7 protein-coding genes and 1 pseudogene are annotated in these 11,635 nt (G+C 71.9%); 4 read left to right on the forward strand and 4 right to left on the reverse strand.

Features of this window, described 5'->3' with window-relative positions:
* Positions 1–59 precede the first annotated feature (59 nt).
* Complete coding sequence (locus ACFXMF_RS43765; RefSeq protein WP_379990451.1) at positions 60–446, reverse strand: hypothetical protein; 387 nt, start codon at positions 444–446, stop codon at positions 60–62.
* Positions 447–757: 311 nt separating this feature from the next.
* Positions 758–3,070 (reverse strand): annotated as a pseudogene (locus ACFXMF_RS43770) (glycosyl hydrolase family 18 protein).
* A gap of 303 nt (positions 3,071–3,373) precedes the next feature.
* Between ACFXMF_RS43770 and ACFXMF_RS43775 the strand changes: the two are divergent.
* Entirely contained in the window at positions 3,374–3,625 is a 252-nt protein-coding gene (locus tag ACFXMF_RS43775; protein ID WP_379990450.1) for a PadR family transcriptional regulator, read from the forward strand.
* Positions 3,622–4,200, forward strand: a complete 579-nt coding sequence (locus tag ACFXMF_RS43780) for a hypothetical protein (RefSeq protein ID WP_360324329.1) — start codon at positions 3,622–3,624, stop codon at positions 4,198–4,200. Before ACFXMF_RS43775 ends, ACFXMF_RS43780 begins: the two co-directional genes overlap by 4 nt.
* Positions 4,201–4,234: 34 nt before the next feature.
* Here the strand turns inward: ACFXMF_RS43780 and ACFXMF_RS43785 are convergent, their stop codons facing one another.
* Positions 4,235–5,407 carry an aminotransferase class I/II-fold pyridoxal phosphate-dependent enzyme gene (locus tag ACFXMF_RS43785; RefSeq protein WP_360324327.1) on the reverse strand — a complete coding sequence of 391 codons (1,173 nt, stop codon included), beginning with the start codon at positions 5,405–5,407 and terminating at the stop codon, positions 4,235–4,237.
* A gap of 281 nt (positions 5,408–5,688) precedes the next feature.
* Between ACFXMF_RS43785 and ACFXMF_RS43790 the strand changes: the two genes are divergently transcribed.
* Both ACFXMF_RS43790 and ACFXMF_RS43795 read left to right on the forward strand, forming a co-directional pair.
* Entirely contained in the window at positions 5,689–8,196 is a 2,508-nt protein-coding gene (locus ACFXMF_RS43790; RefSeq protein WP_379990448.1) for a CRISPR-associated endonuclease Cas3'', read from the forward strand.
* Positions 8,197–8,435: 239 nt separating this feature from the next.
* Complete coding sequence (locus tag ACFXMF_RS43795; RefSeq protein ID WP_360324323.1) at positions 8,436–9,668, forward strand: styrene monooxygenase/indole monooxygenase family protein; 1,233 nt, start codon at positions 8,436–8,438, stop codon at positions 9,666–9,668.
* On the opposite strand, the gene ACFXMF_RS43800 is transcribed toward ACFXMF_RS43795, so the two are convergent.
* Positions 9,638–11,194 carry a flavin-containing monooxygenase gene (locus ACFXMF_RS43800; protein ID WP_379990447.1) on the reverse strand — a complete coding sequence of 519 codons (1,557 nt, stop codon included), beginning with the start codon at positions 11,192–11,194 and terminating at the stop codon, positions 9,638–9,640. The genes ACFXMF_RS43795 and ACFXMF_RS43800 overlap by 31 nt on opposite strands.
* Positions 11,195–11,635 lie beyond the last annotated feature (441 nt).

The raw sequence follows: 11,635 nt of genomic DNA on the forward strand, positions 1-11,635 counted from the left end.
CGCGAACACCCCGCCGAGGGCCGGGGCCTCGGCGGGGTGTTCGCGTGTCGGGCCGGCGGTCAATCGTTGCGGTGCGCGAACGCGTAACTGCACTGGGCGTTGAAGTCGCCTTCGATCTGGTTTCGCATGAGCCGGCGCTGGGCGAGGGTGGTCTGCGCGTTGATGTTGCAGAAGTTGTTGTCCTGCCCGCGGACGTAGGCACTACCGAAACCGAACCAGACACCGGCCTCGCTGCCGAAGTGAATGTTGACGATCAGCTCGACCCCGCCCATCGGAATCCGGATCGCCTTGGTGGTCAAGGAGGCCCGGTCCTCCCAGTGGATGTCGAAGGAGTTCGGCGCCGCCGCGTACGCGGCCAGCCGAGCCGCCGCGGTGATCACCGGTGCGGGCGCGGGCGCGGGCGCAGGCGGCGGGGGCGGCGGCGGGGGCGGTGCCGGTGCCTGCACGGGCGCGGACGACGAACTCGACGAACCCGATGAACTCGACGAGCTGGACGAGCTGGACGACGAAGAACCACCGCCACCGCTGCCGGATCCCCCGCCACCCTTGTCCGGTGTGCTCATGAACATCCCCTCCCCTGGGCGTGTTCACCATGATGTATCCCGAAGTGTCCATCCCGATTCGCCCCCGCGCCAGACTTCTCGGCGGTTGGCTGCCGCGACCCGGCAGCGGCCGAAACTGCCGTACCGCCGCCCGGTGGGGACCCGGACGGCGGTACGGGACGAGCCTCGACGTGCGTCGAGTTGCGGCTGTCGTGCTACTTGAGCCCGTTGTCGAGCGCGGTGATCAGCGCTCCGTTCGCGGTATCCCCGGACATCTCCCAAATCATCGCGCCGAGTAGATTCTTGGATTTCAGGTAGGCGGTCTTCTTGGCGATCGACCAGGCGTCGTCGAACGTCCACCACTGGCCGCCGGCTCCGGTGTAGCCGTAGGTCGAGACGGATTGTTCGTCGTGGTAGACGGTCAGATTGGGCACACTGGCAAGCAGGTTCGAGTAGCCCCTGGTGCCGGCCTCCTCGGCGAACTGGCCGGGCGCCGCGCCACCCGCCGACTGCCATTCACCGTGCGCGCCGCCGTCGGCGACGGCCTGCCAACCTCGGCCGTAGAACGGGAAACCGATGGTGAGCTTGCGCGGATTGACCCCGGCGTCGGTGTAGATCTTCACCGCGTCGTCGATGCTGAAGTGGGTCGGGTAGGGGTCCTGCGCGTCGGTGTACAGATTGGCCTGATCACCGGTGCGGTTGGGCTCCCACGAGTTGTCGCTGCCCGCGCCGTGGAAGTCGTAGCCCTGGACGTTGGCCACGTCCAGGTAGTCGAAGATCTTCGAGGTGTCCCAGCCCTGGTTCACCTTGACCGGGTCGGCCGGGGTGAACGCGGTAAGCAGCTTGCGCGGCCCGGCCGTTGCGTCGAGCTGCTTGCGGAACTCGGCGAGCAGCAGGGTCAGGTTCTGCTTGTCGTTGACGTTGTAGTGGTTGCCGGCGTGGCCGTCGGGCGAGCCGGGCCACTCCCAGTCCACGTCGATCCCGTCGAAGATGCCGGCGCCGGTGCCCGGCCCGCCCGCGCCGTTGTAGACCGGCAGGTCGCCCTTGATCCAGATGTCGATGCAGGACTTGACCAGCTTCTGCCGGGACGCCTCGGTGGCCGCCGCGTCCGAGAAGAACTTGGAGTACGTCTAGCCGCCGAGCGAGACCACCACCTTCAAGTGCGGGTACTTCGCCTTGAGTTGCTTGAGCTGGTTGAAGTTGCCGCGCAACTTGGCCCAGCCGTCGTCGGCCACCCCGTTCACCGACTGCGCGGCCGACATCGGCCGGGCGTAGTCGGCGTCCGCGTCGCCCGCGCCGGTGCCCTGGTCGGGGTCCTGCGGGTTGGCGGTGGTGCCCTTGGTGACGCCGGCCATGCAGGTCAGGTTGACCGGATCGATGTTCTCGAACGCGTAGTTGATCACGTCGAGCTTGGCCGCCGAGCCGGAGGTGTCCAGGTTCTTGACGAAGTACTGCCGGCCGTAGATGCCCCACTGCACGAAGTAGCCGACCCGCAGGTTCTTGCCGGCGCCGGCGATGTCGTCGGTGGTGACGTCGAGCGCGTTGGAGGCGGGCGAGGAATTGTCCGCCGCGTCCCGGGCCTTGACCGTGAAGGTGTACTTGGTGACGGGGGACAGGGCCTCGATCGTGGCCGTCGTGGTGCCGGCCGGGACGGTCTTGGCCAGGGTTCCGTCGCGATAGACGTCGTACGCGGCCACGCCGACGTTGTCGGTCGAAGCGTTCCAGGCCAGCGCGACGGTGGAGGAGGTCTTGCCGGTGCTGCGCAGGGTGCCGGGGGCGGTCGGCGGAGTCGGATCGCTCGCCGGGTCCACGGTGGTCACCGTGGCGGGTGGGCCGAGCGGTCCGAGGTTGCCCCGGGTGTCCTTGGCCCGGACCGCGTAGGTGTACGCGGTGGCCGGGGTGAGGCCGGTGAGGGTGGCCGAGGCGGTCGGCACGGTCGCGACCGTGGCGCCGCCCGAGACCACTTCGTAGCCGGCCACCGGGTAGTCGCCGCCGGTCGCGGCGGTCCAGCCGAGTGCGATCGAGTGGGCGGTGACGGTGGTGGCGTGCGGGGCGCCGGGCGCGCTGGGCGGGACGTCGGGCGAGCCGTCGCACTTGTCGCCGTTGACCGTGCAGTGCGTGGGCGGCCCGGCCGGGCCGTTGCCGACGAACCAGTAGCTGAACGGGTCGGTGCTGCCGCCCGCCGCGACGGTCCCGTTGTAGTAGGCGTTCTTGACCGAGACATGGCTGCCGGTCACCGTGGCGTCGCCGTAGTAGTTGCCGGTCACGGTGACGCCGGCCGGCAGGTCGAACTCCAATTGCCAGCCGGTCACGGCGGCGGTGCCGCCGTTGTGCACGACGTAAGTGCCCTTCCACCACGAGCCGTTGTCCTGGATGGAGAACGTCGCGGTGAGCTTCCCGGCGGCCTGGGCGGCGCCGGCGTGCAGGCCGGTGAGCACGGCCAGGGGCAGGACGAGGACGGCAAGCAGGGCAACGGCCCGGCTCCGGAATCTGTTGCGGAAGCGGAATCCGCGCTTGTGAGGGGACATGGCTCTCTCCCTGTGTGCGTGGAACAGGGCGGTACGGAACCGTGCACGCGCGCGCCTCACCGGGGTGATCGCGGTCGGCGAATGGGGAGCTCGACCGCGACCAGGAAGCAGTCGCATAGCGAATTGGTCTGGACCAAAACACCTATTGGAAGGTAATTGGTCTGGACCACGACGTCAATAGTTGATGTTCGCCGGACGAATCGCCGCCCATCCGCCCGGATCCACCGGGTCGATGCGGGTGTCGGCCACCTGTACTCCGAGCGTATGGACGCGGCGTAGACGCCGAGCGCGTATTCACCCGGCATGAGCGTTCCTCTCACCCTGCTGGGCCTGCCGGAGCGAGAGCCCAGTCACGGCTACGACCTCAAGCGGGTCTACGACACGTTTTTCGGCCGCGGCAAGCCGCTGTCCTTCGGCCGGGTCTACGCCACGATGGGGCGACTGTCCCGGGACGGCAAAGTGGTGGTGAACGAGTCGGAGGCCGGCTCCGGCCCGGACCGCGCCCGGGAGCCGGGTGGTTGCACTACCGTGCTGTCCGGCGGGGTGGACGGATGATCGAGAACGGAAGCGGATCGTTGAGCGAGGAAGAACCGAATCGGCGGCCCGACTCCGACGCGGCGGACGGGGGGCACGCGGAGGACGTGGTCGAGGCGCGGACCCTGGCCCGACACGAGCTGCGCACCGAGCCGCACCCCGACCGGGCCGACCCGCCCCCCGACACCGGCGCCGCGCCCGACGACGACGCAGTGCTCGCGTGGTGCACCTGCCTGCTGTGGCGCTCCCGCCTGCCCTGGTCCGCGCCCGAACACCGCCGCGCGTTCGACGAACACCTGGCCCAAGTCCGCCGCGCCGCGGCGATCCTGCCCGCGGCCCTGCTCGACGGTCGCTACGCGTTCCTGCCGTGCGCCGACGAGGACGCCGCCCTCGCGGTCGCCGCGACCTGGGTCGACCTGGGCAGCGCCCGCAGCCGGTTGTTCCTGGACGGCAGCGTCGTGGTGATCGCCTTCGCCGACGTACAGTTCCCCACCGAGGTCGCCCTGTGGGCGCTGCGCCACGACCACACCGACGCCTCCGCCGTATACCTCCTGCACGCCTTGGAGTACGCGGCCGGGCCGCGCCCACCGCGGTGAGGGCCCGGCCGGCGCGTCGACGATCGGTCGTGGATCAGATCGAGCCGGCCATCCGGCGGACCGCCTCGGCGACGATGTCCGGGTGGGTGCCCAGATTGAACCGGGCGTGCCCCGCGCCGCCGGTGCCGAAGTCGGTGCCGCAGGTCAGCGCGACCCGACCGTGTTCGAGGAAGTGCGCCGCCGGGCGGTCGCCCAGGCCCAGTTCGCGGCAGTCCAACCAGGCCAGGTAGGTGCTCTCGGCCGGGGTGTACCGCACGCCCGGCAACTGCTCGGCGAGCAACCCGGCCAGCAACCGCCGGTTCTCGGCCAGCCCGGCCAGCAGTGCGTCGAGCCAGGCCACGCCGTCGCGCAGGGCCGCGGTGTGCGCGATCACCCCGACGTGGCTGGGGCCGTCCGCCACCTCGATCGGCAGCCGGGCCAGGTCGTCGGCGGCGGCCGGACCGGCCACGGCGAGCGCGGCCTTGAGGCCGGCCAGGTTCCAGCCCTTGGACGCGGACATCAGCGACAGGCCGCTCTCGGCGCCGGGTACGCGCAGGTACGGCACGAACACGTCGGGCGGGGCGAGCGGTGCGTGGATCTCGTCCACCACCACCCGTACCCCGTACTCGGCGGCCAGCGCGGCCACGGTGGCCAGTTCCGCCTCGGTGTGCACGGTGCCGGTCGGGTTGTGCGGGCTGCACAGCAGGTAGGCGGCCCGCTCCCCGGTCGCGGTCGCGGTGCGGAAGGCCGCTTCCAGGGCCTCGAAATCGATCCGTCGATCCACGCCGAGCGGCGCCTCGACGATCCGCCGGTCCAGGTTCGTCACGAACATGAAGAACGGCGGGTAGACCGGCGAGTTGACGATCACTCGGCCGCCGGGGTCGGTGACCAGCTTGAGCATCTCGACGACGCCGAGCATCACGTCCGGCACGATCGCGGTGCGCTCCACGGCCAGGGTCTGCCAGCCCCAGCGCTCGGCCGCGAAGTCGGCCAGGGCTCGGGCGTAGCCGGTGCCCGACGCGTATCCGGTGTCGCCCAGGCGCACCGCGTCGATGATCGCCCGGGCCACCGGCTCGGCCAGATGTACGTCCATCTCGGCCACCCACACCGGGAGCACGTCCGCCGGGTAGGCCCGCCACTTCTCGCTGGTGCGTTGCCGCAGCACGTCGAGCGTGAGCGCGCGCAACGGGTTGTCGATGTCGGATATGTGCTTCGGCAGGCTCTCCATGCGTCTCACCCTAGGCGACCCGTCCGGCGAGGCCGGAGAACGCCGCATCGGCTGCCGCGGGCGCGCACCGACCGGATTTCGGCCGGGGAATCGGGCTGTGGCGTCACCGCGTCACCGGCCGATCACACGCCGATCGCAAGCCGGCTCCGCTCCGGCCGATCCGGGCACGAATCGCGTTCGCGTGCGGTCGGATCGGGGGATATGCCCGCCGATGTCGGTACGGGCCGGCAGGATGCTCGGTGTCCGGCTGCGTGCCGGGCATCGGGGTGCGGGGGTACCGGATGGCCGAACGTTCATTCGTCGAGTTCGTGCGTACGGCGACGGGGTCGCCGCCGTACGCCTACCAGGAGACGCTGGCCCGCGACGAGTTGCCGCAGGCGCTGTGCGCGCCGACCGGCTGCGGGAAGACGGTCGCGGCCGTACTGCCCTGGCTGTGGCGGCGGTTGGCGCATCCCAAACGCGCGGTGCGCCGGGCCACGCCCGGCCGGTTGGTCTACGTGCTGCCGCAACGTTCGTCGACCGAGTACACCCGTCGGGTCGTCGTCGAGTGGATCGAGCGCCTCGGCCACAGTGCGGACGTCGACGTGCACGTGTTGTCCGTCGGGGCCGAACCCGAGGCCGACGACTGGCAGGTGCGGCCCGCCCGCCCGGCCGTCCTGGTGGGCACCCAGGACGCGGTGTTGTCCCGGCTGCTGATGCGCGGTCGGGGCGAAGGGCGGTCGTCCTGGCCGCTGTCCTTCGGATTGCTGCACGCCGGCTCCCAGTTCGTCTTCGACGAGTCGCACCTGATGGGCACGGGCCTGGAGACCTCCGCGCAACTCCAGGGCCTACGCGACGAGTTGGGCACCGTCGGTGGCTCGTCCACGATGTGGATGTCGGCGCTCGGCGACGCGACCCGACTGGGCACCCCGGACCATCCGACGGTCGCCCGGATGGTGAACGCACTCGACCTGCCGGTCGGGACCGAGTTGGCCCGGCGGCTGGAGGCGACCCGCACTGTCGAGTTCGCGCCGATGCCCACCGACGCCGAGTCCTATCCGGACGCGGTGGCCGCGGAGTTGCTCCGCCGGCACCGCCCCGGGACACGGACGCTGGCGATCCTGAACACGGACGAACGCGCCTGCGCGGTCCGGGCGTCGCTGGCCCGGATGGTGGCCGGCCGGGCGGCCGCGCCCGAACTGATCGGCCTGCACGCGCTGCTGCGCCCGGCCGAACGTGCCGTCCTGGTCGAACGATCGGCCCGGGAGCCGGCCGCGGCCGGCCGCATCGTGGTGGCCACCCAGGTCGTGGAGGCCGGCGTCGAGATCACCTCGCGGGTGCTGCTGACCGAAGTGGCCTCGTGGCCGGCCCTGGTCCAGCGGGCCGGGCGCTGCAATCGGGACGGCCGCGAGCCGGACGCGCGACTGTTGTGGACGTGGCCGCCCACGGACGGGGCCGGCGGGGCGCACCACGCGCCGTACTCGGAGCCGGAACTGCGCCGCACCGCAAGGGTGTTGATCGGCCTGGAGGGGTGCGCGGTGACCGGCACCCGGTTGGCGCGGACACCGATAGGCGCGGACACGCCGGTTCGGCACGTGTTGCGGCGCGGGGATCTGCTGCGCCTGTTCGATACGCTGCCGGGCGTCGATGCCGAGGTGGGCGAGGGCGCCGACGAGGTGGCCCGATGGGTTCGCGACGATGCCGATCCGCACGTCGCCGTGACCTGGCGGCACTGGCCGAACGGCCGTCCCCGGGACCGCGAACCGTACCCGCGTCGGGTGGAGATCTGTCCGGCGCCGGCGAGCGAGGTGGCTCGCGCGGCGGCCCGCCGGCCGGACCGGTGGTGGACCCTGGATCGCACCGGCGGCTGCCGACCGTTGACGGCGGACGACCTGCGGCCGGGGGCGGTGGTGCTGGCCGACGCCGCCGCGGGTTGCTACGACGTGGCGTCGGGCTGGGGGTTGCACCACCCCGGTCCGGTGCCGGTTGTGCCACTCGACGACGAGCCGGGCGCGGCCGAGGAATCGGCGGTGCCGTGCGCGGAGCGCTGGATCGACCTGCCTCGACACCTGGCCGATGTCGAGCGTGACGTGCGGCTGGTGGCCCGGGAGTTGGCCGAGACCGGCTTCGTGATCCCCGGACACCTGGTCGAATCGGCGGCCGTCGCCGGGCGGTACCACGACGTGGGCAAGGCGCACGCCGCGTTCCAGGCGATGTTGTGCGACGACTGCCCGCCCGGGGCCGAACCGCCGGGCCCGGGCCCGTGGGCGAAATCCGGCCACGACCAGGGGCGGCACTCGCGCCCCCACTTCCGACACGAACTGGTCTCCGCACTCGCCCTCTTGCACCCGGACGTACACCTGCTGAACGACGCGGCGGACGCCGAACTGATCACCTACCTGGTGGCCGCCCACCACGGCAAGGTCCGGGTATCGGTGCGGCCGATGCCGGACGAGGCCGAACGCACCGTGCCGCGCGTGCTCGGCGTCGAGGTCGGCGACCGGCTCGGCCCGGTCGAACTGCCCGGCGACCGGTGGGTGCCGGCCATCGTGCTGGACCCCACCGTGCTCTTCGCCGACGGCGTCGGGGACGGCCGCCGGAGCCCGGCCGGCGTCGCGGACGCCGCCCGCGCGGGTGTCGTGCCCGGTCCCGGTGCCGAGGTCCGGTCGACGGCCTGGACCGAGCGGGTTCTGCGGCTGCGCGACGCTCCGGGCATGGGCCCCTTCCGACTCGCCTTCCTGGAAGCCCTGGTCCGCATCGCGGACCGCCGCGCCGGCCGCTCCTACCTCCTGCCGGCCACATCCCCCTGACCGCCGAGCCGAGCCGAACCGCCGCCCGCCGCCCCTGCCATGCGCTTCGAACGCCCGTTGCCCGTCCGATCCGGGGTGCCATCGCGCCGCTGCGCCACCCGACCATCCCCTGGCTGCTCGCGTGCTGCCGCCGCTGGTGCGCCGCACCCGCCGGCCGCCCGGCCGGTGAGGGCGCCCGCCGACCGGAAGATGCGTGGCCATAGCATGCATTCGACCGTGAACCGGAAGGAGCGTCACTCGTGCGCAGGATCCTGATCGTCGGCGCCGGCCACTCCGGGCTTCAGCTCGCGTTGGGGCTCCAGGACCGAGGCTACGACGTCACCGTGATGACCGAGCGCACGCCGGAGGAGATTCGGGCCGGCCGGGTCAGCTCGACCCAGATGATGTTCCCCTCGCAACTGGCCCTGGAGGCCGCCCAGGGCCTGGACCTGTGGGACGACCAGGTGCCCAAGCTGGCCTCCACCGGGTTCACCATCCCCGGCCCGGATGGCGTGCCGTTCGTCGACTGGCTCGGCGACATGGGCGGCTCGGAGTCGGTCGACCAGCGGGTGAAGATGTCCACCTGGCTGGAACTGTTCGCGCGCCGCGGCGGGCATCTGGTGCTGCATCCGGTCTCGGTCGGCGACATCGACTGGTACAGCCGGAATTACGACCTCGTCGTCGTCGCGGCCGGCAAGGGCGAACTGGTCACCATGTTCGACCGCGACCACGAGCGCTCGGTGCACACCGTGCCGCAGCGACACCTGGCGGTGTCCTACGTGCACGGCGTCACGCCCCGCCCGGAGGTCGGCCTGCAGGCGGTGCACCTGAACGTGATCCCCGGCCTGGGCGAGCTGTACTACCTGCCCGGCCTCACGCTGTCCGGACCGTGCGAGATCATCCTGGTCGAGGCGATCCCCGGCGGCCCGTTCGACCGCTTCACCGGCGTCCGCGATCCGCAGGAACACTGGGCGTCCACACTGGAGTTGATCCGCACCTACGCGCCCTGGGACTACGAGCGCACCCGGGCCGCCGAGTTGACCGACGCACTGGGTGTGCTCAGCGGCGCCTTCACCCCGGTGGTACGCCGACCGGTGGCCGAACTGCCCTCGGGTGGCCTCGCGTTGGGCATCGCCGACGTGGTGGTGGCGAACGACCCGATCTCCGGCCAGGGCGCCAACAGTGCGGCCCGGGCGGCGGCGGTCCACCTGGACGCGATCGTCGAGCACGGCGACAAGCCGTTCGACCGGGACTGGATGCAGGACACCTTCGAGCGGTTCTGGGCGTACGCCCGGCACTCGGTGAAGTTCACCACCGCGCTGCTCGCGCCGCCGCCCGAGCACGTGGTGCGATTGCTGGCGGCCGGCAACGAGTACCAAGAGGTCGCCGATCGCGTGGCCCGAGCCATCGACACCCCGGCCGACTTCGAGAACTTCCTGTACGAGCCGGACCGGACGGACGCCTATCTGCGCGAGGTCGCCGCGCGGGCCTGATCCGGCGGATCCTGCTCGGCACCGGCCTCGGCCGGCCGGCCGACCCGCGCGAAGCGCATGCCCCGATCCCGGAGCGTGCCGTGTCGCAGCATCAGCATGTCGCGCGGATAATTCTCGTGCAGCCGCCACGGGGTGGCCGACCCCTGCTTGGGCAACGACGCGGAACCGCGTTGCACGTACCCCGATTCGAGGTCGAGCAGCGGCTCCAGCGGCATGTCGGCCGAGGGAGCCTGCGGTATGCACACGTGCCGGTCGTGTGCGTCCATGTGGTTCAGCAGTCGGCAGACGTACTCGCCGACCAGGTCGCACTTGAGCGTCCAGGAGGCGTTGGTGTAGCCGATCGCGAACGCGAAGTTGGGCACGCCGGAGAGCATCATGCCCTTGTAGGCCACGGTTTCGGACGGTTCGACGGGGGTCCCGTCCACGCGCAGCGTGATGCCGCCGAGGATGCGCAGGTTCAGTCCGGTCGCGGACACCACGATGTCGGCGGGCAGTTCGGTGCCGGACGCCAGGCACACGCCCGTCTCGGTGAAGCCGGCGATCGTGTCGGTGACGATCGAGGCGCGTTCGCCGTGCAGGGCGGTGAACAGGTCGCCGTCCGGGACGAAACACATGCGCTGGTCCCATGGGTCGTAGCGGGGCGCGAAGTGGGTGTCCACGTCGTACCCTTCGGGCAGTCGGCGGATCGCGCCCCGGCGCAGCACCGACTTCATCAGCGTGGGCGCGCGGCGCGAGAGGTGGAAGGCGAGCATGGCCATGCCGATGCTCTTGGCCCGGATCAGCGCGTACGCGGTCCGATCCGGCAACACCCGGCGCAATCGCGCACCCGTCGCGTCGCGCTTGGACAACGCCATGACGTAGCCGGGCGAGCGCTGGAGCATGGTCACGTGCGCCGCGGTGCGGGCCAGCGTCGGGACCAGGGTGACGGCGGTCGCGCCGCTCCCGATCACCACCACCCGCCGGTCCGCGTGGTCCAGGTCCTCGGGCCACGCCTGCGGGTGCACCACCGGCCCGGCGAAGTTCTCGATGCCGGGGAACTCGGGTGTGTAGCCCTGGTCGTAGCGGAAGTAGCCGGTGCACCCGAACAGGAACGAGCAGGTCAGCTCCACGGTCTCGGTCTCGGTCGCGCCGTCGCGGTCGCCGGCGCCGTCCGCACCGTGCGTCCGCACCGCCCGAACCGTCCACCGGCCCGTTTCGCCGGACCACGCGGCGTCCACCACCCGGTGACCGAAGCGCACCAGTCGGTCCACGCCGTGCTCACGCGCGGTGTCCCGGATGTACTCCCGGATCACCGCGCCCTCGGCGATCGAATCACCGGCGGCCCACGGGCGGAAGGAGTAGCCCAGGGTGTGCATGTCCGAGTCCGAGCGGATGCCGGGATAGCGGAACAGATCCCAGGTCCCGCCGATCGCCTCGCGGCCCTCCAGGATCAGCACCGACCTGCCCGGCGAGCGCCGCCGCAGGTGGCAGGCGGCGCCGATGCCCGCGATGCCGGCACCGACGATCAGGACGTCGACGTGTTCCATGACCCTGCGCCAACCCCCATCCCACAGTCACCCACCACACACAGCCCCGAGACACACAACCCAACCCCCGACAACCCGGCCACGGTACCGAACACCCAAACCACCCCTACCCCACCCCACCCCACCCCACCACTCCGCCTCGCCCACCCCGCGCTTGCCGCCGCCCCACCCCCGCGCCTGGCTCCGCCCCACCCACCCCCGCGCCGTGCGGCTCCGCCCCACCCCGCTCCGCCACCCCCACCCACCGCGTCTGCCCCGCCCCACTGCTCTGCCTTGCCCACCTCGCGCCGGGCCGTGCGGCCACCCCATCCCACCTTGCGCCGGGCCTGGCCGGGCTGCGCCGCCATCCCACCTCGCGCCGTGCGGCTTCACCCCCCCCCCCCCCCCCCCCCCCCCCCCCCCCCCCCCCCCCCCCCCCCCCCCCCCGCGCGGGGCCCCCCC

Origin of the sequence: Embleya sp. NPDC059213 (assembly GCF_042754445.1) — a bacterium.
In the GTDB taxonomy this organism is placed as follows: Bacteria; Actinomycetota; Actinomycetes; order Streptomycetales; family Streptomycetaceae; genus Embleya.